The 22,911-nt window shown below is 71.2% G+C and carries 27 protein-coding genes; 6 read left to right on the top strand and 21 right to left on the bottom strand.

Annotation, left to right across the window (positions count from 1 at the left end; all coding sequences use genetic code 11):
* Positions 1–3 precede the first annotated feature (3 nt).
* From ABD830_RS44255 to ABD830_RS44230, 6 genes are read right to left on the bottom strand one after another with little or no spacing between them, the layout of a single operon-like run.
* Positions 4–420 carry a hypothetical protein gene (locus ABD830_RS44255; RefSeq protein WP_345000828.1) on the bottom strand — a complete coding sequence of 139 codons (417 nt, stop codon included), beginning with the start codon at positions 418–420 and terminating at the stop codon, positions 4–6.
* A gap of 48 nt (positions 421–468) precedes the next feature.
* Positions 469–1,071: a hypothetical protein gene (locus ABD830_RS44250; protein WP_345000826.1), complete on the bottom strand. Its 603-nt coding sequence runs from the start codon at positions 1,069–1,071 to the stop codon at positions 469–471.
* Complete coding sequence (locus tag ABD830_RS44245) at positions 1,062–2,459, bottom strand: hypothetical protein (protein ID WP_345000824.1); 1,398 nt, start codon at positions 2,457–2,459, stop codon at positions 1,062–1,064. Before ABD830_RS44245 ends, ABD830_RS44250 begins: the two co-directional genes overlap by 10 nt.
* Positions 2,456–3,307, bottom strand: coding sequence for an ATP-binding cassette domain-containing protein (locus ABD830_RS44240; protein ID WP_345000822.1), 852 nt, complete (start codon positions 3,305–3,307; stop codon positions 2,456–2,458). Before ABD830_RS44240 ends, ABD830_RS44245 begins: the two co-directional genes overlap by 4 nt.
* Complete coding sequence (locus tag ABD830_RS44235; protein ID WP_345000820.1) at positions 3,298–4,122, bottom strand: zf-HC2 domain-containing protein; 825 nt, start codon at positions 4,120–4,122, stop codon at positions 3,298–3,300. The genes ABD830_RS44240 and ABD830_RS44235 overlap by 10 nt, the downstream gene beginning before the upstream one ends.
* Positions 4,119–4,688, bottom strand: coding sequence for an RNA polymerase sigma factor (locus ABD830_RS44230; protein WP_345000818.1), 570 nt, complete (start codon positions 4,686–4,688; stop codon positions 4,119–4,121). The genes ABD830_RS44235 and ABD830_RS44230 overlap by 4 nt, the downstream gene beginning before the upstream one ends.
* Positions 4,689–4,761: 73 nt before the next feature.
* Between ABD830_RS44230 and ABD830_RS44225 the strand changes: the two genes are divergently transcribed.
* Complete coding sequence (locus tag ABD830_RS44225) at positions 4,762–5,727, top strand: ABC transporter substrate-binding protein (RefSeq protein ID WP_345000816.1); 966 nt, start codon at positions 4,762–4,764, stop codon at positions 5,725–5,727.
* A 34-nt stretch (positions 5,728–5,761) separates the two neighbouring features.
* Here ABD830_RS44225 and ABD830_RS44220 read toward each other — a convergent pair whose 3' ends face one another.
* The 4 genes from ABD830_RS44220 to ABD830_RS44205 all read right to left on the bottom strand — a co-directional run bounded on the left by ABD830_RS44220 (position 5,762) and on the right by ABD830_RS44205 (position 8,071).
* Positions 5,762–6,448 (bottom strand): hypothetical protein, encoded by a 687-nt coding sequence (locus ABD830_RS44220; RefSeq protein WP_345000814.1) that lies wholly within the window; start codon positions 6,446–6,448, stop codon positions 5,762–5,764.
* A 3-nt stretch (positions 6,449–6,451) separates the two neighbouring features.
* Positions 6,452–7,522 (bottom strand): WXG100-like domain-containing protein, encoded by a 1,071-nt coding sequence (locus tag ABD830_RS44215; RefSeq protein ID WP_345000812.1) that lies wholly within the window; start codon positions 7,520–7,522, stop codon positions 6,452–6,454.
* Entirely contained in the window at positions 7,522–7,833 is a 312-nt protein-coding gene (locus ABD830_RS44210) for a hypothetical protein (RefSeq protein WP_345000810.1), read from the bottom strand. The genes ABD830_RS44215 and ABD830_RS44210 overlap by 1 nt, the downstream gene beginning before the upstream one ends.
* A gap of 64 nt (positions 7,834–7,897) precedes the next feature.
* Complete coding sequence (locus tag ABD830_RS44205; protein ID WP_345000808.1) at positions 7,898–8,071, bottom strand: hypothetical protein; 174 nt, start codon at positions 8,069–8,071, stop codon at positions 7,898–7,900.
* 43 nt (positions 8,072–8,114) lie between these two features.
* Between ABD830_RS44205 and ABD830_RS44200 the strand changes: the two genes are divergently transcribed.
* Both ABD830_RS44200 and ABD830_RS44195 read left to right on the top strand, forming a co-directional pair.
* On the top strand, positions 8,115–8,504 hold the full coding sequence (locus ABD830_RS44200) for a YbaB/EbfC family nucleoid-associated protein (RefSeq protein WP_345000806.1): 390 nt from the start codon (positions 8,115–8,117) through the stop codon (positions 8,502–8,504).
* 10 nt (positions 8,505–8,514) lie between these two features.
* The gene (locus ABD830_RS44195; RefSeq protein WP_345000804.1) at positions 8,515–8,883 is read left to right on the top strand and encodes a YbaB/EbfC family nucleoid-associated protein; all 369 of its coding nucleotides are present in this window, start codon (positions 8,515–8,517) and stop codon (positions 8,881–8,883) included.
* Between the two features lies 1 nt (position 8,884).
* Here ABD830_RS44195 and ABD830_RS44190 read toward each other — a convergent pair whose 3' ends face one another.
* Complete coding sequence (locus ABD830_RS44190) at positions 8,885–9,961, bottom strand: sensor histidine kinase (protein ID WP_345000802.1); 1,077 nt, start codon at positions 9,959–9,961, stop codon at positions 8,885–8,887.
* A gap of 32 nt (positions 9,962–9,993) precedes the next feature.
* Positions 9,994–11,946 carry a family 10 glycosylhydrolase gene (locus ABD830_RS44185; RefSeq protein WP_345000800.1) on the bottom strand — a complete coding sequence of 651 codons (1,953 nt, stop codon included), beginning with the start codon at positions 11,944–11,946 and terminating at the stop codon, positions 9,994–9,996.
* Positions 11,947–12,119: 173 nt separating this feature from the next.
* Between ABD830_RS44185 and ABD830_RS44180 the strand changes: the two genes are divergently transcribed.
* Positions 12,120–13,634 (top strand): golvesin C-terminal-like domain-containing protein, encoded by a 1,515-nt coding sequence (locus tag ABD830_RS44180; protein ID WP_345000798.1) that lies wholly within the window; start codon positions 12,120–12,122, stop codon positions 13,632–13,634.
* 108 nt (positions 13,635–13,742) lie between these two features.
* Here ABD830_RS44180 and ABD830_RS44175 read toward each other — a convergent pair whose 3' ends face one another.
* Entirely contained in the window at positions 13,743–13,979 is a 237-nt protein-coding gene (locus ABD830_RS44175; RefSeq protein WP_345000796.1) for a hypothetical protein, read from the bottom strand.
* A gap of 291 nt (positions 13,980–14,270) precedes the next feature.
* On the opposite strand from ABD830_RS44175, the gene ABD830_RS44170 reads away from it, so the two are divergent.
* Positions 14,271–14,804, top strand: a complete 534-nt coding sequence (locus ABD830_RS44170; protein ID WP_345000794.1) for an RNA-guided endonuclease InsQ/TnpB family protein — start codon at positions 14,271–14,273, stop codon at positions 14,802–14,804.
* A gap of 39 nt (positions 14,805–14,843) precedes the next feature.
* Here ABD830_RS44170 and ABD830_RS44165 read toward each other — a convergent pair whose 3' ends face one another.
* The 7 genes from ABD830_RS44165 to ABD830_RS44135 form a co-directional block, all read right to left on the bottom strand.
* Positions 14,844–15,167 (bottom strand): type II toxin-antitoxin system PemK/MazF family toxin, encoded by a 324-nt coding sequence (locus tag ABD830_RS44165; protein ID WP_345000792.1) that lies wholly within the window; start codon positions 15,165–15,167, stop codon positions 14,844–14,846.
* On the bottom strand, positions 15,164–15,472 hold the full coding sequence (locus ABD830_RS44160) for a molecular chaperone GrpE (protein WP_345000790.1): 309 nt from the start codon (positions 15,470–15,472) through the stop codon (positions 15,164–15,166). Before ABD830_RS44160 ends, ABD830_RS44165 begins: the two co-directional genes overlap by 4 nt.
* An 83-nt stretch (positions 15,473–15,555) precedes the next feature.
* Entirely contained in the window at positions 15,556–16,314 is a 759-nt protein-coding gene (locus ABD830_RS44155; protein ID WP_345000788.1) for an SDR family NAD(P)-dependent oxidoreductase, read from the bottom strand.
* Between the two features lie 20 nt (positions 16,315–16,334).
* The gene (locus ABD830_RS44150) at positions 16,335–16,913 is read right to left on the bottom strand and encodes a TetR/AcrR family transcriptional regulator (RefSeq protein ID WP_345000786.1); all 579 of its coding nucleotides are present in this window, start codon (positions 16,911–16,913) and stop codon (positions 16,335–16,337) included.
* Between the two features lie 37 nt (positions 16,914–16,950).
* Positions 16,951–18,165 (bottom strand): hypothetical protein, encoded by a 1,215-nt coding sequence (locus ABD830_RS44145; protein WP_345000784.1) that lies wholly within the window; start codon positions 18,163–18,165, stop codon positions 16,951–16,953.
* Complete coding sequence (locus ABD830_RS44140) at positions 18,162–18,671, bottom strand: SigE family RNA polymerase sigma factor (protein ID WP_345000782.1); 510 nt, start codon at positions 18,669–18,671, stop codon at positions 18,162–18,164. Before ABD830_RS44140 ends, ABD830_RS44145 begins: the two co-directional genes overlap by 4 nt.
* A 54-nt stretch (positions 18,672–18,725) precedes the next feature.
* Positions 18,726–19,784, bottom strand: a complete 1,059-nt coding sequence (locus ABD830_RS44135; protein WP_345000780.1) for a glycosyltransferase family 9 protein — start codon at positions 19,782–19,784, stop codon at positions 18,726–18,728.
* 158 nt (positions 19,785–19,942) lie between these two features.
* On the opposite strand from ABD830_RS44135, the gene rfaE2 reads away from it, so the two are divergent.
* On the top strand, positions 19,943–21,358 hold the full coding sequence (gene rfaE2, locus ABD830_RS44130) for a D-glycero-beta-D-manno-heptose 1-phosphate adenylyltransferase (RefSeq protein ID WP_345000778.1): 1,416 nt from the start codon (positions 19,943–19,945) through the stop codon (positions 21,356–21,358).
* On the opposite strand, the gene ABD830_RS44125 is transcribed toward rfaE2, so the two are convergent.
* Entirely contained in the window at positions 21,330–22,892 is a 1,563-nt protein-coding gene (locus tag ABD830_RS44125) for an IucA/IucC family C-terminal-domain containing protein (protein ID WP_345000776.1), read from the bottom strand. The two genes, rfaE2 and ABD830_RS44125, sit on opposite strands and share 29 nt — an antisense overlap.
* Positions 22,893–22,911: the final 19 nt, after the last annotated feature.

Genomic DNA, 22,911 nt, shown 5'->3' with positions numbered 1-22,911 from the left:
CGCTCAGTCCGGAGCCCAGTACTTCTGCATGATCTTCTCCAGCTCCTGCACCACGGGCTGCCAGCTCGGCGGCAGCGTGTAGCGGGTGGCGCGCTGCTTCTTATAAGCAAGCGTGTACTTGAGGAAGTCCGCCCCCTGCGGCGGGGGCTCGGAGCTGCCGATCTTCAGGCTCTTGAGGTACGTCTGGAGCGTACGCTTCTCCTTGCCGGTGAGGCACTTGTCGACGGCCGGCCCGGTACGGCGGCTCAGCCGGACGCAGAAGTTGTCGTAGACGATCACACGGTCGTGGAACCCGACAAACCCCCCTTCCTTGCTGAAGTCGACCAGCACCTTCTTCCGCGCGGCCGCCTGCGCGGGCGTCATGGACGCGGTCAGCGCCAGCAGGAGCACCGGCAGGAGCAGGATTCGCCATATCTTCACATCTCCATTGACGTACAAGAGGGCCGGACGGCTCAAGCGCGACACTCCTCAGCGCACATCACGGTGCGCAACGGCGAGCACCAGGAGCGGGAGCGGCATCGTCGCCAGCCACCATGCGTGGACCGTGTCCCACTCGGCGCTGGTGGGCACCGGCCAGGCGCCGGCGCGCTGCGTCACCACGTACAGGACGAGCACGACGACGGCTCCGGCCAGCCCGGCCGGCCTGGCGTGGTTCCGCCGCACCGCGGGCGCCGCCCCGGCGAGTCCGACGAGCACGCAGAGCGCCGCCTCCACCGCCGCACCGGCCAGCGACGGGCTGCCGGGCGGCACCCGCAGGGCGACGACCGCGTACGTGGCGGCCCAGGCGACACCGACAGCCGTGCCCGCCATGATGGTCCTGGCCCACTGCCGTACCCAGCGGGGCACCGGCACCGCCCCCGTGCTCACTTCCATCCCGTCCACCAGGGCGAACGCGGCGGCCGCCCCGAGCAGCACGCCGGCCATCCTGAGCAGCAGCAGCCCGTGGCCGGCCTCGAGGTCCGCACCCGGACTCACCACGACGGCCAGCAGCAGGGTGAGCGCGGCGGCGACCGCGACCGGCAGCCAGTCGATGGCGCGGGCGAGCGGGCGCAGCAGGGCGATCACGGGCACGGGACCTCCTTCACCGGGAACTCCTCACGCAGGCCCAGCAGCGGCAGCGCCTGCTCGATGGTGGTGCCGGGGGCGGTGAGCGCGTCCCAGTGGGCGCGTACGCGCTCGGCCGCGTCCGGCCGCTCCAGCAGGCGGCGGGCGTACCCGACCTCGGCGGCCCCGTACCGTGAGCCGTGGAGCTGGCCGGGCACGGCGAGCGAGCCGTTGGCCCCCATCGGCACCTCCACCACGTAACGATCCCCGCGGCCTTCCCATGCCTCCGGTGGCGGGGCGTCGAGCAGCGGACCGGCCCGCCCGACCAGATAGAGCGCCACCATCGCCTGGGCCCGGCCGGCGTGGCACCCGGCGGTGTTCAGGCCCGTAAGCGTTCCGGCCACCTCGCCGAGGAGCAACGCCTGGTGCTGGGCGGGATCGGTGGACCAGACGGTCCAGGTGGCAGGCCCTTCCACTTCCGACAAGGCGCGGAGAGTAGGCACCCGCTGGCGGACCACCGGGATCCGGGCCCGGACGCGTTCCGGCACGGCGGACAGGACAGGGTGCAGCGCCCTGCCCCAGACCGGGATCCACGCCACGTAGTCCGGATACACGCAGTAGGAGACGCCCTCGTACGTCCGGCACACCTGTGCGGGCAGCTTGGTTCCGCTCCTGGCCGAGGCGGTGGCCGCCATCCCCGCGGGCACCGCCACGGCCAGCGCCGCCAGCAGCGCCACGGCCCGGACCGGGCGCAGGCCGTGCCTGAGCAGCGCCGCGGCGGCCAGGACGACCCCGACCGCCACGAGATAGGCCAGGTGCTGTCTGGACGGCCTGGGTCCCCACTCCAGGCTGTGGTTCATCACCAGCGGCAGGAACCCGCCCGCGTACTCGCCCCGCGGGTTCACGGCCACGGCGAAGGCCAGCAGGCAGATCAGCAGCGGCGGCATGACCAGCCACGGTGTCCAGCGGGCCAGCGCCGCGCCGACGCCGGCGGCCAGCATCGCCAGGGCCACCCCGCCCAGCGCCTCGTAGACGTCGATCCGCCCGGCCACCGGGCCCGTCGCCCACACGTACCCCAGGTGCGCGGCGATCATCACGGCCGCGACGAGCGCGCCCACGGCGGGAGCCGCCAGCACCACCGCCCTCGTACGGGTCACCGCCCGCCCCGGCAGCGCGCCCAGCGTCTCCGGCAGGCCGTGGCGGCGGTCGCGCCCGGCGGCCAGGTTGGCGGAGATCATGATGGCGGCCCCCACGATCGTCGAGGCCGTGACGGAGCCGATCGTCACCATCGTCATGTCGGGCAGCCAGGCGCTGCCCCCGGCGACCGCCGCGGCCAGCGCCAGCACCGCCGCGCCCCACAGGACAGGGCTGCGCAGCAGCCGCCGCGCCTCGAAGAGCGCCAGCGAGCCGGTCACGCGGTCACCTCCACGGGCTCGTCGAGCAGCAGCAGGTAGCCGTCCTCGACGCCCGGCTCCGCGGGCACGCCGCCCGGTGGCCGGTCGCCGAGCGCGCGGTAGCGGCCGTCTGCCGTCCGCCAGAACAGCCGCGCCGCGTCCGGCGCCCGGTCCGACAGCCAGACCTGCCCCCGCGCGGCCCCGGCCAGCTCTCCCGGCGTGCCTTCGAACACGCTCCTGCCGCCCTTCATCACCACGACCCGCTCGCACAGGGCGGCGACATCCTCGGTCTGATGGGTGGACAGCAGGACGGTACGGCTCTCGCCGAGCCTGGAGACGAGCGCCCTGAACCGCATCCGCTGCTCCGGGTCGAGGCCCACGGTCGGCTCGTCGAGTATGAGCAGATCAGGGTCGCCGAGCAGCGACTGCGCCAGGGCCAGCCGCTGGCGCATGCCTCCCGACAGCTTGCGTACCTTGGTCTTCGCCCGGTCGGCCAGCTCCACCTCCGCAAGCACCCTGCGTACCTCGCGGTGCCGGTCCCGCCTGTCGGTCAGCTCTTTCAGGATCGCGACGTACTCCACCAGCTCGAACACCGTGAAGTGCGGGTAGAAACCGGGGTTCTGCGGCAGGTAGCCGAGGCGGCGGCGCAGCTCGGTGCGCTGCGCGCGGTCGGCGGGATCCAGCCCGAGCGCACACACCTGCCCGCCGTCCGGCGCCAGGGTGGTCGCCAGCGTGCGGAGCAGCGTGGTCTTGCCCGCGCCGTTCCGGCCGAGCAGCCCTGTCACGCCCTTGCCGAAGTCCAGGTCGAGCGAGTCGAGCACGAGTCTGCGGCCGAAGCTCTTGGTCAGGCCGCGAACGGTCAGTTCCATACGGGTCCTCCAGGGTCGAAGCGGGCGCGCCGCAGGTAGACGAGGGGAATCAGGATCAGCGCGGCGAGGGCGTACCCGATCTGGGCTTCGAGCGAGAACGCCAGCTGCTCGCCGCCCACCACCGCGCAGATCCACCCGGCCCCGAACACCGACGCGGAGATCGGCGGCGACACCCACGTCGAGAGCGCGAGCATGGCGACGATCAGGGCCAGCGCGGGCAGCAGCCACGCGGCGGCGAGCCCGGGCCGGCCCGGCAGCAGCGGCGTGGCCAGCCCCGTCAGCACGAGCGCCGTGGTCAGCACCGCGATCGCGCGCAGCAGCAGCGACCTGACGCCGGCCATGGGCGTGGCGGCCTGCAGCTCGTAGACGGGATCGACGTGCCTCCCGTAGGCCAGCGCCACGCCGGCCAGCGGCAGCACGGGCGCGACCGCCAGGAAGGGCAGCATCGCGTACGGCTCCAGGTCCGGGTGGCGGGCGGCCAGCTGCCCGGCGCCCACCGCGAACACCAGCGTCGAGGCGATGGCCACCAGCCATCCCCTGGCCAGCGCGGGTGTGGCCGCGAGGAACACCGCCACGTGCTCGGGCACCCCGACGCGCCGCAGCACCCGCGCGAGCGGTCGCGGCCGCGGCCGGTCGACCACGTCCTCGATCCCGGCCCAGCTCGCGTCGAGCCACTCCACGCTGTACGGGACCGCCGCCCGGCAACGCGCGCATCCGGCGAGATGGCTCTCGACGGACATGACCTGGGCGGGTTCCAGATGGCCGGTGACGTAGTGCTCCATGAGCTCGTCCGGCAGGTGCCATTGACTGTTCATGCCAGAAACCCCCTGAGCTGTGCCTTGGCCCGCATGACGCGGGTCTTCACGGTCCCCACGGGCACGCCGAGCAGCTCGGCGGCCTCTCTGGTGGTGAGCCCGTCGAGTACGGTGGCCTGGATCGCGGCGCGCAGCTCGGGCGAGAGCCTGGCCAGCGCCTCACCCAGGCGGCCGTGCTCCACCCCGACCAGGACCGTGTCCTCGGCCGACTCGGTGATCAGACGGGCGTCGGGCTGAGGAACGGCCGGGGCCGCCGGGCGGCGCAGGGCGGAGATCAGGCGGCGGATCGCGATGGTCCAGATCCAGGCGGCCGCTTCGCCTTCCGAGGCGCGGAAGCGGCGGGCGTCCCGCCAGACGGACACGAACGTGTCCTGCAGCGCGTCGTCCACCAGGTCGGGGTCGGCGCAGCGGCGCGCCAGCCGGGCCCGCAGCCAGGGGGCGTGCCGCTGGTGCAGCAGCCGCAGCGCCTCCACACGGCCGGCGGCCACCCCCGCCAGCAGCTCGGCGTCGTCGCTGTCCGGGCCGATGGGAGGTGGCTCTCGGCGCCGTACCGGGAAGAGGTGCATGTCCGATCTATCGCATCGTGAGGCGGGATCGGTTCATTTGAGTGGCCCGCAGCGTCTCGGGCAGGAGGAACACGTGGCACTACGGATCGGGGCGCCCGTGTCGCTGTCAGGCAGGCACGCCCGTTTCGGCGAGCAGGTCGAGCTCGGGCTCACGACCTGGCGCGCGCTCGACCCGTCCGTGGAGCTGATCATCGAGGACGACCGCAGCGAACCCGGAACCCTGGACGTCGTGCTCCCCCGGTTGGCGGGGCAGTGCGACCTCCTGCTGGGGCCGTACTCGACGCAACTCATGCGGCGGGCGGCCCGCCTCGGCGCCGCACTGAACCACCTGATCTGGAACCACGGCGGTGCCGGGGACGACGTCCAGGCGGCGCGCCCCGGACATGTCGTCTCGGTGCTCACCCCGGCCAGCCGGTACGCCGAGCCGTTCATCCGCCACCTCGTGGAGATCGGCGATCTCAGTCCGCTCCGGATCATGTACGGCAAGGGCGGCTTCGCCCGGCAGGTCGCCGACGGCGCCGCGCGGGCCGCGAACGAGCAGGGCATCCCGGTGGTGCGCGGCGGCCCGGTGGAGGACTCCTGGAATCTCCTGTGCGCCGGGTCCTTCGACGAGGACGTGGCGGCCGTCGGGCGGGCCGGCCGCTCGCGGGTGGTCTGTGCCGTGGCCGCGGGGGTGCGGGAGTTCGGCACGGCCGTGGGTGATCCCCGGGGGGTTTACGGGATCGCGCAGTGGTTCCCCGGTCTTGGGGGCGAGCCGGCCGTGGGGATCTCCGAGCGGGACTTCCTCGACGCGTACCGGGAAAGGGCCGGGAGGCCGCCCGACTATCCCGCCGCCCAGGCGGTCGCCGCCGCGATCATCGCGGCCCACTGCGCCGAACGGGCGGGCGGCACCCGGCGCGCGGAGCTGTGGCCGGCCGCCGCCGATCTGCGGACGGCCACCTTGTTCGGCGATTTCGCGATCGACCCGCGCACCGGCGCGCAGACCGCGCACAGGACGGTGCTCATCCGGTGGGAGAGCGACGGGCCCGTCGCGGTCTGAGGCTCGGGTCAGACTTCCGTCCGTTCCTGGCCGATCAGCGTTGATCGCCCTCGCGCAGTCGCTCCAGCCGTTCTTGGGCGAACGAGCGGATCGCCTCTTCCTCGACCATGGCCGCGTGCTCCAGGAGGTCCGTGTCCTCCTCGCCAGACAGGCTCGCGGCGGCCGCCGCGGCGAACAGCCGGGTCACCGGGTCGCCTGCCTCCAGCCTGATGACGATGCCGGCCAGGTCGGGCTCCTCGCCGTCCTGGAGGATCAGCCACTCGACCAACTCCTTGACCTGGCCGGGGGGCAGACACGACCGCCCTGCCTCGAGTTGCTCGAGCGAGGCATCGGTCAGGAACTCCAGCATCTTGTAGCGGATGGCGCTGTCGGGATCCAGGCACAGGTTCAGGACCTGCGCGATGACGGGCCCGTGACGCTCGTCGGCGTTCTCCAGCGCGACGGTGATCGCGCTGTACCGGGTGTTGCGGACCGGGCTGGACAGCAGGGCCGGGAGCTCGGCCATCATCGGGGCCGCGAGCTCGGCCAGCTCGGAGAGCAGCCACGAGGCTACGCCGACGACCACCTCTTCGCCGCTGTGAAGGAGCCTTGCGAGGTTCTCGACGGGGTATCCCGCATACAGCTCACTCAGCAGGTCGTTGGCGGCCTCGCCCATGATCTTGTCGTGGGCCGGATGCGTGCGAATACGCTCGATCAGAGCGTCGCCTGTTTGCGTCTGCATCGACTACTCCCAGTATTCGCCGTTCCAGTACGGCTTCCGCCCCATACTCTTCTCAAAATCACTGAGATCCTGACCCCCTCCGGCGCTGGGGCTGCTCCCGTGATCCTGGTGGTACTCCCGCCGCTGCATGCTCTCCTTGAACTGCCTGAGGGCGTCCTTTTCTCTCTTCAGTTTCTCCTCGTGCCCGACCTCAGAGCCGAGCCGATCCAGTTCTTTCTCCCTTGTGTTGATGCTCCTCTCTATCTCCCTCCGCGTTCTGTCCGCTTCTGCTTTCGACATTCCCCTCGCGCTGGTGGGAGGGTTGCCGTGAATTCTTCCGTCGTTCGTTACCTCGTACCCCCGCCCCCCATTGCCGCCGTTCCCACCGCGGTTTCTTCTCCAGCCGCCACGGCGGCCGTTGCCGCTCCTGCGGGGAGACATCCGGGCGATGCCGTTCTCGGCCGAGCGGGGGCCGGACGAAGCCCTCATGCCGGCAGGCCGCACGGGCATCCCGCCGCGCGGTCCGGCCAGGGCCAGGCGCCCGCCGGGGCTGCCCCGACGGGGGAGGTCATCCAGGATGCGGCGCATCGGCCCAGTCACCTTCTTGACGATCACCTCCCCCAGCCGCTTGCCGGTGATCTCCATGCCCTCGGCCTGGGCCTTCCTGAGCTGGGTCTGGGCCAGCCTCATCCGCGCCACGGCCAACGAGGCTCCGGCCGCGCCCCCGAACGCCAGCAGCTTCGCCACGGAGACGGCCGTGGCCGCCGCCTGCATGCCTGAGACGACCTTCACCGCCGACACCACGGAGGCGGCGCCTTCCAGGCCCGCGGGTGCCACGTTCAAGGCCTGACTGGCTTGCGCGAGGGATCCGCCGTTGACTCCGAGCCTGTTCCACTGGGTCTGCATGGCTTCGGCGGAGCCGCCGCGGTAGTTCTGCTGCGCGCCGCGGACCGTCGTCTCCGCCTGTGTCGCCGACGCGAGCTGGGCTGCGGCGGCGTTGCGCGTGGCGCCGGCCTCGGCCCGCATGTCGTCCTCGTTGATGTTCGGCCAGTGGCCGATCATCTGCATCATCCCGGCTGCGACCGGGTCGAGCATCACCGCCATATGCCATCGGCGTTCTGCGCGTTGGCGGCCTCAGCTTCGGAGGTGTTCCGGACCACGCGGGCGAGCCCGTCGCCGGTTTCGCCGACCGTCGTGGACAGGGCCGTGAGCGCGGCCATCGAGGTCTCGCGGGCATCCGCGTAAATGGCGGTGAACATGCCGAACATGCCGTCGTCCCCCCAGGACGAGACTCCGTCCCCCCGTTGCACGAGAGGGTTGAGCGCGGCGTTGTGCTCTTCTGCGTGGGTTCTGATCCGGGAGGCGTCCTGCCCCACAGCCCCCAGAGCGATCTCCAATCCCGTCATGCCCATTGACCATACATTGACAAATCTGGACAACAGGCAACTTCCCATTCATGAGATCTACGTCTCACGGAACCGCGTGCGGAACGGAAGAAAAACGGAAGAAGAACGGAAGAGTGGCCTCGTAACATCGTCCGGCATCGGCCACGACCAGGTAGGCGAAGCGATGACCGAGTGCCTGGGTCAGTAGCAGATAGACCACCCGGTTCACCGAGATCGCGCCGAGAGCGTCGTCGGTCAAGCGGAAGCCGGGCCCCCTTCACTGAAATCCGCATGGAGTCGACATGCCTGTACCCGCACCAGAGCAAGACGCGGCATTCCTGGCCGAGTACACGAAACGCTGTCAGGAGGTGATTCGTGACCTGCACGCGGCGCAGACGGCGATCGGCCAGCTCGAGGGGCGGGCGGAGAGCGCCGACGGTCTGGTGTCGGCGACCGCCAACGGTCAGGGCCGGGTGACGGGGCTGAACATCGACCCGCGGGCGCTGCGAATGAACGAGCGGGAACTCAGCCGCGTGGTGACCGCGGTGCTCCAGACGGCCCAGGCCGACGCCACACGGCAGGCGCAGGAGATCGCGGACGAGGCGTCGAGGCGCGCCGACGCCCTCCCCGAGCCGCTCGACGAGACCTTCGTCCGCGCACGCGGCGAGCAGGCCATCCGCGATCTGATCTAAGAGGCACAGCGTGTTCCATCCGGAGAACGACTTCGGCGTCCGGGACGTGGACGGGCCCGCCCGCGAGGGCGCGCAGATGCTGGACGCGTTGGAGGCGACCCAAGAGGACATCGACAAGATCGTCGGTACGGCCAAGGGCCGGTCGGGCCACGTCGAGGCGTCCGTGAATCCCGAAGGCAGCGTGCTGAATGTCTCCCTCGCCCCCCGCGCCCTACGCATGAGCAGCCATGACCTGGGGGAGGAGGTCGTGGCGGCCCTCGACCTGGCATACGCCGACGCCGACCGCCAGGTCGACGCCCTCCTGAGCGAGGCCCTTCCCGGGTTCGACCTGGAGCAGGCCGCCGCCGACCTCCAGCGCATCATCGGCGACTGGCGCTGACCTACGAGGCCGGCAGGACGGCCTCGACGCGGAAGCCTCCGTCGTCGTCCTCGCCGGCCTCCAGGGTGCCGCCGGCCAGCTCCACCCGCTGCCGCAGATCCAGCAGCCCCATGCCAGGCCCGCCGGATGCGATCCAGGCGGCCGGCCGGCCAGGGGTGTTGCGGACGGTGATCCGTACCGATCCGGGGAGGTAACGGACCAGCACCCGCACCTCCGCGCCGGGCGCGTGCTTGCGGACGTTCGCGAGGGCCTCCTGGACCAGCAGGTACGCGGTACGCCCCACACAGCCGGCCACGGGCACCGGCGTCCCGTCCACCGCCAGCTCCACCGGGACCCCCGCCTGCGCCGACTCCGTGACCAGCGGCCGCAGGTCGGGCAGGGGCAGCCCCAGGTCGAACCCCTCTCCTGTGCCGCGCCGGAGCAGCAGCACCATGTGACGCAGCTCCTCCAGCGCCTCGCCCCCGGTGGCGCGTAACTCCTCGGCGACCGCCCTGGCACGCTCGTCGCCCGACGTCATGGCCAGGACTCCGGCCTGCAGCACCATCCGGCTGACCCGGTGGGTGACCACGTCGTGCATCTCACCCGCCAGCCGCTCGCGCTCCAGCCGCTCGGCCCGCTCGGCCAGTTCGCGGCGCAGACGTTCGCTGACGGCCACGTACATGCCGTAGAGAGCGGCCAGCGCGATCGCCGTGTCGGTGCGGAGGATCAGGGGGAGCCGGTCGGGGACGGCCAGGACGGCGAGGGCCAGGACGATCACCGGCAGCCACCGCTGGGCGGCACGCCGGCGCTCCCCCGCGTACGCCATCGCGCCGTACGCGGCGAACGCGCACGTGGGCGGCCAGATCAGCGCCCCGGCCGGCGGCGGCACGCCCACGGCCACCGCCAGCACGAGGAGGGCGACCGCCGTGCCCGCACTGGTCCAGGCGACGGTGAGCGGCATCCTGCGCATCCACAGCACCGGCACCGCCGCCGCCAGCAGGACCACGAGGACCGGACCGGTGTAACCGGTCGCCAGCGTCAAGCCCCCAGCGACGAGGGCCGCGACCGCGTCGATGGGCCGCGGACGGACACCGTCCACCGGCCCATCGTACGATCATCGTCCCCTGACGGCTATGTCTTGGTGATGCGTACGGCGTCGGCGATCACGTAGCCCGTCGTGGAGGTCCAGCGGCTCACCCCGACCACGTTGTACGTGCCCGCCGCCAGCGTGTACGTCCCCAGCACCCGCCACTGCCCGCCGCCGCTGCGCTGGTCCACGGTGACCGTCTGGTTGCCGCCGGAGGCCGCGACGATGTACGGGGTCGCGCTGTTGTACCCGGAGTTGGCCGGATACCACACCTCCACCCGATAGCTCCCGGCGCTCGGAATGGTCGCCTGATACCAGGCGGGGTCGCTGGCCGAGACCGGATTGGCGAAGCGGTAGTCGATGCCGTGCAGCTGCGAGGAGTAGGTGGACGTGCCCCAGTTCGAGCCGGCGGTGAAGCCCGCGTCGGAGTTGTCGACCACCACGCTGAAGGCGGAGCCTCCTCCTCCCACCGCCTTGCCCGCGCTGGGCGAGCTCTCCTGGTGGGTCCCGGTGAGCGCTGTCACGTAGTACGTGTAGGACCCGGACGCGGCGGTCGTGTCCGTGAAGGACGTCTGCCGGGTCGTGGTGATCAGGTTCCGGGCGTCGGCGAAGAAGCACGGGTCCGCCGTGGACTGTGCCCCGGCCACCCGGTACACCGCGTACGACGTGCCCGAGCCCGTCCACGCGAGCTGGACGCCGTTCGAGCCCTGGACGGCCGAGGTGAGCGCGGGCGCGGACGGCGCGGCCGACGAACCCCGGGCCGGTAACAGCGCGGGCCGCGAGTAGTGGGTGTTCACCAGCTTGGTGATCGCCCCGATCCGGTCGGCCTTGACGTCCTTGGCGCTGAAGAAGATGTCACCGACCACCTCGGGATGCTGCCGGTTGTCGGTCAGGTGGTCGCTCAGCTCCGCCGGGTCCTGCCAGGCCGCGTCCTGCCCGGAGGCCCCGGCGCGGTAGGCGGCCTGGCCGACGACGAGCTGCACGCCGGTCCCCCGGACCACGTCGGACCACCAGGCGGTGAGCACCTCGTACGCGGCCGCGGAGTAACCGATGTTCCAGTAGATCTGGGGCGACAGGTAGTCCACCCAGCCCTGCTTCACCCATTGCCTGCTGTCGGCGTAGATCGCGTCGTACGACTGCAGCCCCGAGGTACGCGAGCCGAGCGGGTCCGTCGCGGCGTTGCGCCAGATGCCGAACGGGCTGATCCCGAACGACACGTGCGGCTTGGCCGCGTGGATGCGCTGGTCGAGCTCGCGGACGAGCAGGTTGACGTTGTTGCGCCGCCAGTCGCCGACGTTGGTGAACGAGCCGCCGTACTGGGCGTACGCGGCGGAGTCGGGGATGGTCTGGCCGCTCACCGGATAGGGGTAGAAGTAGTCGTCGAGGTGCACGCCGTCCACGTCGTACTTGGAGACGGCGTCCATGATCGCGTCCTCGATGAAGTCCCGCACCTCGGGGATGCCGGGGTTGTAGTAGAGCTTCCCGCCGTACGCGAAGCGCCAGTCGGGGTGCTGCCGGGCCGGATGCGTGGACACGAGCTTGCTCGGGTCGTCGTTGTTGGCGACCCGGTACGGGTTGAACCAGGCGTGGAACTCCAGGTTGCGGGCGTGAGCCTCGTTGACCATGAAGGCCAGCGGGTCGTACCCGGGGTTCCCGCCCTGGGTGCCGGTCAGCCACTGCGACCAGGGCTCGTACGGTGACGGCCAGAACGCGTCGGCCGTGGGCCTGATCTGCACCACGACGGCGTTCATGCGTTTCTGGACGGCCAGGTCCAGCCAGGCGCGGAACTCGGCCTGCTGCGCCGAAGCGCTCAGCCCGGTGCGGCTGGGCCAGTCGATGTTCGCGACCGATGAGATCCACATGGCCCTGAGCTGCCGCTTCGGGGTGGCGGGATCGGTCGCGCAGGCCATGGCGGCGGCTGGGGAGGCGGTGGGGGCCACGATGCTGACGAGTGCGGCGGTGAGGGCCGCCAGTACGGTACGCACGAGCGCGGTCACGAAGAGAAGTTTCAGCGCGATCACCGGAAAGCGCAATAGTTTTCTTCTCTGAGATCCACCGGCGTCCCAAATGAGGGCGAAAAGTTTCACCTAACTCCCGAGTAATGTCAATTATCGACATATGTCAGGAGATGTCTTACGGTGCAGCCGTCCCCCCTTTACGAGGAGCACCGATGACCCCCGCCCGTACGGGATTAGCCGCTCTCGCTACCTCAACCCTCGCCGCCCTTCTCATCTCCGCAGGCCAGCCCGCGCTGGCGGTGACCAAGGACAGCCCGCTCCAAGCCGCTTTCGCCAAGGCGGCGGCCGCGCAGGACGTGCCCCGCGACCTGCTCGTCTCGCTCGCCTACGCCGAGACCCACCTCGACGGGCACAAGGGCCAGCCCAGTGCCAGCAACGGCTACGGCGTCATGCACCTGGTCAGTAACCCGACCAACCACTCGCTCGAGAAGGCCGCCGAGCTCACCAAGCTCCCGGTCGACAAGCTGAAGGCCGACGACGAGGCGAACATCCTCGGCGGCGCGGCCGTGCTGCGTGCCCAGGCCGACGCGCTGGGCCTCGACGAGACGGCCAGGAAGGACGTCGGCCGCTGGTACCAGGCCGTGGCCAAGTACGGCAACGCCTCCTCGCCCGAGACGGCCCGGCTCTACGCCGACGCCGTGTACGAGCAGCTCGGCCTCGGCATCGACACCAGCGGCGTGCGGGTCAAGCCACAGGAGGTCACCGCCGACCGCGGCGACCTCGCCACGGCCCCCCAGCTGAACGCGCAGGCCCAGGTGGCCAGCGCCGACTACCCGCCGGCGTCCTGGGTGGCCGCCAGCTCCAGCAACTACACCGCCTCCAGCCGGCCGTCGAGCTACGCCATCGACCGGGTGATCATCCACGTCACCCAGGGCTCGTACGCCGGCACCATCTCCTGGTTCCAGAACTCCAGCGCGCAGGTCTCGGCCCACTACGTGGTCAGGTCCTCCGACGGCGCCATCACCCAGATGGTGCGTGAGAAGGACATCGCCTGGCACGCCGGCAACTGGACCTACAACACCAGGTCCATCGGCATCGAGCACGAGGGCTATGTCAGCCAGGCCTCGTGGTTCACCGACGCGATGTACCGGGCATCGGCGGCCCTGACCAGGGCAATCTGCGACAAGTACGGCATCCCCAAGGACCGCACCCACATCATCGGGCACGTCGAGGTGCCCGGTTCCGACCACACCGACCCGGGCCCGTACTGGAACTGGACCACGTACATGAACTACGTGACCGGTGGCAGCACCCCGTCGTGGTCCACGACCATCGACAACAGCACCTCCGGCCAGTTCACCGCCAGCACGAACTGGGGCACCTCCACCTACTCCAGCCAGCGCTACGGCGCCGACTACCGCTTCGCCGACCCCCTCGCCACCAGCGACCCGGCGTGGTACTCGGCCACCATCCCCAGCGCGGGCACGTACCGGGTCGAGGTCTGGTATCCGGACGATCCCGGATACAACAGCTCGGCGCCGTACATCGTGGCGGCGTCGGGCGGCAACCAGACGGTCTACGTCGACCAACGCTCCGGAGGAGGGGCCTGGAAGAGCCTCGGCACCTTCTCGCTCAACGCCGGCACCTACAACGCCGTCGGCGTGAGCCGCTGGACCTCGGGCACGGGCCTCGTGATCGCTGACGCGGTCCGTATCAGCCGGGTCTGAGAATCACCTCGTACGGCCCGCGTCCTCTCCGCAGCGGGGGCGCGGGCCGTACCTCCGCGTCAGGGGCAGCGGCTCGAGCACGCATGTCGAGTCGCACGTCCACCCCTCTTACCCTTGACGCGCGGAAAGTCCGGTGACCGGCTCCGGGGGTGGGAAGAGGCGTAGAAAGCGCTCCGCGGCGGCCCGCGGCCCGGTCAGCGTGAGGTCGCCCTTGGTGAGGACGTCGTCGAGAGTGCGGGCGCGGCCGAGCACGGCGGCCAGCGCCTGCGGGCTGGTCTCGATGACCAGGTCCGCCTGTGCCGGGCTGGAGTCGACGCGGGCCAGGTGGAGGCCATCGCCGTCCATCCGCAGCAGGAAATGGTGCTCACCGAGCCGCAGGCCGACGATGAGATCGAGCGCTTCGCCGGCGGCCGGCGTGAACAGGGCCTTCAGTGACAGGGCGGCGGAGTCGGCGCTCAGCGGGGCGTCATGTGGCAGTGCGGGAGAGCGGCTGCTCCATCGGGCGAGGTTGGTGACGATGGGCTCCAGCTCAGCGCCCCAACCGGTCAGTTCGTAGATCCAGGAGCCGGCGGTGTTCCTACGCGTTTACGGCGTGCTGTGTGTGATCTTCGTGCCGCTCTTCACCGGGTTCATGGAGTGCGGTGGCGGCGCGCTGACTTCAACGCCCAAGCCGCGCACCGGCTCACCCGCAGGTACGGGCACGTGGTCATCGAAGACCTGGACACCAAGGGCATGAGCGCGGCCGTCAAGCCCAAGCCCGACCCCGGCCGACCGGGCAGGTTCCTGCGCAACGGCGCGGCCGCGAAATCCGGGCTCAACAAGGCGATTCTCGACAAGGGCTGGTACGGCCTGGAAGTCGCTCTGCGCGCCAAGGCGCGCTACACCGGCAGCGTCATCCATAAGATCGACCCCGCGTACACGTCCCAGACGTGCCCGGAACCTGCGTGCGGGAAGGTAGACGAGAAGAGCCGCAAGAGCCAAGCGATCTTCTCCTGCACTTCTTGCGGGCACACCGGGCACGCCGACATCGTCGGGGCCAGGAACATCAAGGCCAAAGGACAGGCGGCCGGGCTGGTCGTCTCAGGGCGTGGAGACCCATCTGGGTCCGCGAAACGTCAAGCACCCCGTTCCACAGCACGAGCCGCGCAAGCGGCACGAGCTGCCGCATAGCGGCACGGGAATTCCCGTCCCTTTAGGGCGGGGAGCAGGTCAAAGAGCCAAGGCGTGCTGTAGCGCCCGGCCGACGTCCATCATCGTGGGCATCGAGAGCGCCCCTAGATCGGCGACGATCTGGTCTCGGTACAGAGGGCCAAGGTCGTCGCAGTTGACGTAGCCGGCGAGTGGGTCACCAGCGCGCAGGGCGGCCCAGGATGGCAGATCGCGGCGAGTGGTGGTGATCCGCGCTACCAGGCAATCATCGATGGCGTTGTTGCGGGCATTGTTGGAGACCACGAGCCATGGCTTAAGCCCGAAACCGAGATCGGCTCGATAAATCCGGCCGCGGACGGGGACGATATTGGGGGCAGCGTTCACGCTCGCGTTCCACCGCCCATCGCGTTGCCGCGGTCCCAGCCACGGCGAGCGGTGCGGTAAGCGTGGTCCTCGTCGTCCATCTCGGCCGCCCACGCCGCATACCCGGTGGCTGCCACCTGATGAGTGACGGCATCCCGTCCTGCGCGGACCAACGCGGCGAGGATCTCTGCGTCTGAGGCGCTGGCGCTCAACTCCTGGCCGGTGAGCTGCGCCAGGGCCTGGCGCTCGGGGCTGACAGGAGCGTGCATGCGCTCCAGAGTGTTGACATCCTCAGGTCCCATCGGGACGCTCTTGCGAACACTCATGCAGCCAAATGTACAGCAGAGGGTGCAGCAAAAAATGCTGCACCCTATGTTGCATGAATGTATGAGTGCTGATCGTCATGCCATCAGGCAGTGGCGCCGCCGTCGATCACGTGGTCCTGGCCGACGACGAAACTCGACTCCGGCGACGACAGCCAGAGCGCCGCGGCGGCGACCTCCTCCGGCGTGGCGACCCGGCCGATCGGCAGCGCGCCCTTCATGCGCTCGTCCCGCTGCTCCGGGGTCTCGCCGGGGCGCATCGACATGGGCGAGTCGATCGGGCCGGGGCTGACGGCGTTGATCCGTACCCCGTCGGCGATGTGGTCACGGGCCGCCGTGCGGGTCAGGAAGCTCACCCCGGCCTTCGAGGCGGCGTACGCGGCCGCACCGGGCAGCCGCCAGTGCGCGCCTAGGTTGGAGGAGACGTTGACGATGACGCCCCCGCCGTACGCGCGCATGTGCTCGATCTCGTGCTTCATCGACAGGAACACGCCCTTGAGGTTCACCGCGAGCACCTGGTCCCAGGTGTCCTCGTCGTAGTCGGCCAGCGGCGCCAGCATGCCGAAGATCCCGGCCGCGTTGAGCGCGACGTGGAGCCCGCCGTACCGGGCGAGCGCCGCTTCGACCATGGCGGCTACCTCGGCCGAGCTGGTGACGTCCACGGCGAACGCGCTCGCCCGGCCGCCCTCCTCCTCGATCAGCTTCACGACGTCGGCCAGCTTGGCGGCGTCGCGGCCTGCGGCCAGCACCGCCGCGCCCTCTCGCGCGTACGCCAGCGCGGCGGCACGCCCCAGGACGCCGGTCGCACCGGTGACCACAGCGACCTTGCCTTCGAAACGGTTCATGTATTCCATACCAATCGTTCTCAAATTTGCACGGCAACCATGGCTTGTTCGACCGCGTCACGCAGTCGGCGCGGGTCCGGATCGGCCCTGCCGAGCACCCTGAGGCCCTGAAGGAGCACGAGCAGGAACCTGGCCAGCGCGTACGGGTCCTTCTCCGGCGGGATCTCCCCTTGGGCGCGCGCCCTGACCAGGGTGGCGGCCAGCATGGTCTCCAGCCCCGCCCAGCTCTCCGTCACCTTGCGGGACACGGCGGCGTCGCGCGAGGCGAACTCCACCGCCGTGTTCACCACCATGCAGCCCCGCCGCTGCTCGTCGGCCAGGCACTCCGCGACGTACGAGTCGAGGAAGGCCCGGACGGCGGGCAGCGCGGGCCCCGGCCGGGACAGCCGCTCGACCACGTTGTGCTGCTCCAGGTAGCGCTCCAGCGCCTTCAGGTAGAGCTCGTGCTTGCCGCCGAAGGTCGCGTAGATGCTCGCCCGAGCGATCCCGAGGTGCTCCACGAGGTCCGCCATCGACGTGGCCTCGTACCCGCGCTCCCAGAACAGCTCGAGCGCCTTCTGCAACACGACCTCGGGATCGAACTCCTTGCTTCTCGCCACGGCGACAAGCTAACACATTCGAGAACGATCGGTCTAGTTACCTAGGAGTCAGCACCCATCGCCAGGCGCCGTCCTTCTCGGAGTCACGGTTGGCGCCGAGCTGGGTCATCCGCTTCCCGTCCACGCTCACCAGGACCAGCCCGTTGTTGAACTCGCTCTTGCACGCCCCGGCGCAGCCCAGCGCGATGATGTTGTCGTCGTCCGCCCACGCCTGCAGCTGGAGCACCCGCTGCTGCCCGACGACCTGGCCGGTCGCGGCATCGGTGACCTTGGTCGGCAACCCGTCGGGGCCGAGGACCAGGCGGCCGTTCGGCGAGGTCGCCGAGATGCGGGAGTAATCCACGTACCGGGCCCCCTCGGGCGCTTCGCGCTGCTCGCCGTCGAGGGTGTAGAAGACCCGGTCCGGCATGGTGGCCGTGGGCGCCCAGAGCATGGTGCCGTCCAGGCTCCAGCCGAGGTCCTGACGGCCGTTCATGTTGAAGATCTTCTGGTCGGGGCTCATCTGGTCGGTCATCGGCGGCAGCTCGTGGTAGTCGGCCGTGCCCGCCTCGACGTCCACGATGTAGTAGCCGGTACGCGGGCTGGTCCCGGGCCGGGCGGCCACTTGGCTACCCTTGCCCTCCAGGATGTCGGGGTAGCTGGAGTAGGCGGTGGCCAGGACCTTGGTGCCGTCAGGCGACCACGCGACCGACCCCACCGGGTGCTCCAGGTCGAACCACTTCAGGACCTGCCGGGTGTTCATGTCGAGGATGCCCAGCCGCTTGCTGATCAGGTCCCCCTCCAGCACGGCCGCGACCTGCAGCCCCGGAGCCACGTCCACCCAGGCCCACTGGGTCTCCTCGTAGCCGTCGGTCCGCGGGTCGTACAGCGACCAGGTGCGCCTGATCCGCTGCTCCTTCTCCGAGAGCTGCTCACGCCTGTCGGTGTAGTAGGCGGACACGGCCATGCGACCTGCGGCGATCAGCTTGGCCGGCGGGCTGTGCTCGGTGTCGGTCCGCACGTCGGTCGGCGCGGGCGACGGGCGGGCGGGCAGAGTGATGCCGCTGGCCGGGCGTACGGTGTCCGCCGCGTTCTGTGCGGCTCCCAGGCCCACGGCGGCGGACACGGCGATCGCCGCCACCAGCCCCACGGCCAGCACCACCATGCCGACGGGCTTCCAGGCGCGCCTCCGTAGCGCCCGGTCGGCCAGGTCGTGCGGCACCCTGGTCTCGTCGGCCCATTCATGCAGCGTGTCGCGCAGCAGCCTGGTCACTTGACGACCTCCAGTTCCTGGGCCAGCTCGGGGGCTATCTCGCGCAGGCGGGCCAGCGACCTGTGCGCCGTGCTCCTGACCGTGCCGACGGAGCAGCCCAGCACCCGTGCGACCTCCTGCTCGGGCAGATCCTCGAAATACCTCAGCACCACCACCGCGCGCTGCCGCGCGGTGAGCCTGGCCAGCGCCGTCCGCAGCACCATGCGCAGCTCGCTCTGGTGGTTGGCATCCCGGTCCGCCAGTTCGGGCGGCGTCGCCTGCACCACCTCGCCGCGCCGCGTGCTCGCCCGCCACCAGCTGATCTGCTGGCGGTACATGATCTGCTTGGTGTACGCCTCAGGCGTCTCCACCCGCCGCCACCTGCTCGCCAGCTTCGCCAGCGCGATCTGCACCAGGTCCTCGGCCGCGTGCTGGTCACCACCGGTGAGCAGGAACCCGAGCCGCATCAGGGCGGGAGAGCGGGCAGAGACGAACTCGCGGAAACGTTCTTCGTCCGCGGCGTCCACGGTCACCTCCAGGGGATTGACATCACCCTCTCAGACGCCCGCGCGCGCCCCTCGCTATGCGTCGTCCAGCAGATCGCGAACCTGCTCCGTCACGCTGTCCACCGACACGTCGGTCACCCATGGCAGGTCGTGCGGGCAGCGCTCGGCACGTGGGTCCATGCCGTCGGCGCCGCAGACCGGGCAGGCCGTGGTCCAGGAGATCAGCGGCCGGTGCCTGACCCTGCTGAGCGGCCCGTAGTTGATCAGGTTGCCGCACCAGTAGACGGCCACCGTGGGCGTGCCGACGGCGGCGGCCAGGTGGCGCGGGCCCGTGTCGTTGGCGATCACCAGGTCGCAGCGCTCGTAGAGCGCGGCCAGGCCGCCGATGCCGAGAGCGCCCACGACGGGGATCGCGGGCCGGCGCATCGCGCCGACCACGCCCATGACGAGGTCCTTCTCCTCCGGAGTGCCCGTGACGGCGACGGGGCGGCCGGTCCGGTCGGCCACCTCGGCGAAGCGCTCCACCGGCCAGCGCCGCCGCGGGTCTTTCGCGCCCGGGTGCACGGCCACCAGCCCTCGCGGCGGCTCGCCGAGCGCCTCGGCGAGCTCCGCCCGGTCGGCTCCGGTCACGGCCACCCGCGCCTCCAGGTCGCCCGTGACCGCTCCGACCAGCGCGGTGACCTGGAGGAAGCGCAGGGTCTCGTGGTGGTAGTCCGTGTACGGCACCCAGCGGTCCAGGCTCTCCGCCCCGGGGGCGCGCATTCCGGCGGTCACCCTGGCGCCCAGCCGGCGGATGAACGGGTTGGAGTGGCGGCCGCCGCCGTGGATCTGCACCGCCAGGTCGAACCGGCGCGCCCGCAGCCGCTCGCACAGCTTCTCCGGCGCCGCCCACCCACTGGCCTGTGTCGACACGCCCGAGATCGGGGGCAGCGCCACCACGTCGTCCACCGGCCCCGGGCGGCCCTCGAGGAAATCGGCGTGCCACGGGGTGCCGAGCAGGGTCAGGCTCGCCCCCGGATAGGCGTGCTTGAGCGCCTTCAAGGCAGGGACGGCGAGCAGGAAGTCGCCGAGCGCGTTGGCGCGCAGCACGGCGATCCGTTCGACCTCTTCGATCAGACCGGATGTGCCTCGCATAGCCGCCCGTGCTACCCGGCGGGCTCACAGGTTTAACCCGCCGCGCTTCGGTCGGGACGCCCTGGACGGGCCGCGGCGCGGGGCCGCGAACCTCCGCAGGGGCGGGCGGTTGCGAGCACACCGGGTTTGAGCTGGCCTTTCTCAGGTATTCGCTCCCCATGGCCACTGACAGGACCATCAGCGCCGTGGTCGTCGGCGACGTCATGCTGGACTCCTGGCTGCGCTGCTCGGCCAAGCGCCTGGCACAGGAGGCGCCCGTGCCCGTGATGAGCCTGGAGGCCACCGAGGAGGCCCCCGGCGGGGCCGCCAACACCGCCGCCAACCTCGTCGCGCTCGGCGCCCGCGTACGGCTCCTGGGCGCCGTGGGCGACGACGCCTGCGGGGACAAACTCATGCAGTCGCTCCACCTGCTGGGCGTGGAGACGGACCTGGTGACCGTGCCGGGCCGGCGTACCGCGCACAAGCGGCGGCTGGTCAGCGGCGGCCAGCTCACCGCCCGCTACGACGAGGAGGACCTCGACGTGCTCTCCGAGCAGGCCGAACGGGAGCTGCTCGGCCGGCTGGGCGAGGCCGTGCGCGCCGCCGACGTGGTGATCGCGTGCGACTACGGCGGCGGCGTGTTCACCCCGGCCGTGCGCCGGGCGCTCGCCGGGTCCCCGCTGCTGGTGGTGGACGCGCACGCGGTGGCGCCGTGGGGCGAATGCGCTCCCGCCGCCGTGCTGCCGAACTACGCGGAGGTCGTACACCTGCTGGGCGACGCCGGCGAGCCGGTCGACCGCCTGGCGTACCTGACGGCCCGCTCCGACCGGCTCATGGAGCTGACCCGCGCCGCGATCGTGGTGACCACGCTGGACGGCGAGGGCACGCTGCTGCACAGGCGCGGCCGCCCGCCGTACCGCACCTACGCCCGGCCCGCGCCCCAGCACATGGCCACGGGCGCGGGCGACACCTACACGGCCGCGTTCGCGCTCTGGCTGGCCGGAGGCGCGTCGCCGGAGGAGGCCGCGGAGGCGGGCCAGGCGGCGGCCGGCGTCGTCGTACGCCGCCCGGGGACGGCCGTCTGCACCCGGTACGAGCTGCTGCGCGCCCTGCGCAGCCAGGAGGGCGCCGTGCAGCCGGCCGAGCGCCTGGCCCAGCTCCTGGACGGGCACCGGCGCAGGGGTGAGCGGGTGGTGTTCACCAACGGCTGCTTCGACGTGCTGCACCGGGGACACGTGACGTACCTGGAGCAGGCGGGCCGGCTCGGCGACGTGCTGGTGGTGGCGGTCAACAGCGACGCCAGCGTGGCCAGGCTGAAGGGTCCGGGCCGCCCGCTCAACCCGTGCGACGACCGCATGTCCGTGCTGGCGGCGCTGAACGACGTGGACTACGTGACGGAGTTCGACGAGGACACGCCCGAACGGCTGCTCAGGATGATCCGCCCCGAGCTCTATGTGAAAGGCGGCGACTACACCGCGGAGATGCTGCCCGAGGCGCCGCTGGTCCGCTCGCTGGGCGGCGAGGTGCGCGTGCTCGGCTACCTGTCCGACCACTCGACCACGGCCATCATCGGCCGCATGCGCTCGCTTCCCTGAGACGGCTCAACGGGTTGGGCACGGGCACGCACCGCATGTCCCCGCCGGGGGCGTCCAGCCAGCGCAGCAGGAGATTGGCCTTGGCGGGAATGTGCGCGGCGGACAGCAGGTCACGCAGCTCGTCCGGATCGCCGTGGTCCGCGCCGCACGCCGAGAACACCTCCCTGGCCCGCGCCCACAGCTCCTCCCGCACTCCCGGACGGCGCTCGGCGAGCGCCCCGGCGATCTCGCAGAGGTTGTTGGTCACCAGGCAGTACACCAGCCGCTCCCATGCCCGCGAGCCGTCCATGCCCGGCAGCGGCGGATGCCGGTCCGCGAGCACCTTGACGCCCTCGTGATCGCGGAAGATCGCCTGCGCGGGGCTGCCGTGCCCGTCCACCGCGATCAGCACGTTCTGCAGGTGGCATTCGAGCACGATCCCGTGGCGGAAGTAGGCGTGCAGGACCGGGGGCACCACGTGGTCGAGGTAGCGCTCCCACCACGCGAGCGCCTGGTCCTCGCTCAGCCCGTCGATCGGGTTGCCGGGGAAGCCCTCGCTGATCCCCGCCGCCAGCAGCGGCGTCAGCCCCGGGCGCAGGTGCTCGCGCAGCCCGTCGCGGACGATGACCGCCAGCGCCTCGCCGCCGTCCCGGCCCAGCTCCGCGCTGCGGTAGCCGCGGTCGCGCAGCACGGCGGGGCGGGGCACATGCGCCGGGAGGTCGTCGAACGCGCGCCCCACGAGGTCGGCGATCGCGGCCAGCTTCTTCAGGTCGTGCAGCCAGAGCCGGCGGACGTCGTTCGTGATCCGTACGTCCAGGCTGAACTTGCAGAACAGGTCCGGCTCCGGCAGGTACACCGTGCGGATCGACGAGGTCGGCCACGCCACGACCGGCGTGACGCCCAGGCGGCGCAGCGGCGGGCCGCCCAGCAGCTCCACCTGCCAGGGATGCGCGGGCAGCAGGGCCAGGCCGTCGCCCGGCGGCGGGCCCAGCCGGTCGAGCGCGCTCGCGTCCCCCTCCTCCACCAGCTGCTCCGCGGGCACGCCGAACAGCGGCAGCACGAAGCTCGCGTGCGCCTCCGGCGAGTACCGGAGCCACGCTCGCGGGTCCGAACCGCCGCGGGCCTTGGGCGCGGGGTGGTAGCGGTGGCCCGCGACGAGGGCCTGCTCGGAGCGCAGGTAGACGTCCGCGGGGGGTGTCGCGGACCGCCTGGCGGCCAGCAGGGCGGCCATGACGTCCCGGCTGTGCGTGATCTCCGCCGGCAGCGCGTCGTTGGCGACCCCCGTGCCGGCGCGCAGCTCGGCGGCCGCCAGCGCGACCAGGTCGTCCAGGGACAGCGGGCACCAGCCGTCCGGCGTGTGGAGCGCGGGCCTGCCGGGGAACCGCCCGTCGTCGGCACGCAGGACGTGTCCGGTCGCGGGCAGCAGGAACGTGCCGTCCCACGCGGGACGGGCCACCTCGCGTATGAGGCAGTTGAGCAGTGCCGTCATGGCGAGGGCTGCGGCGTCTCTTCGCGCCTCTCTGGAGAGAGGGAGAAAGCCGTCGGTAGCGGTCATGGCGACCTTATCCATACCC

Source organism: Nonomuraea helvata, assembly GCF_039535785.1.
GTDB classification, from domain to species: Bacteria; Actinomycetota; Actinomycetes; order Streptosporangiales; family Streptosporangiaceae; genus Nonomuraea; species Nonomuraea helvata.
This window is presented reverse-complemented; position numbering and strand designations above follow the sequence as displayed.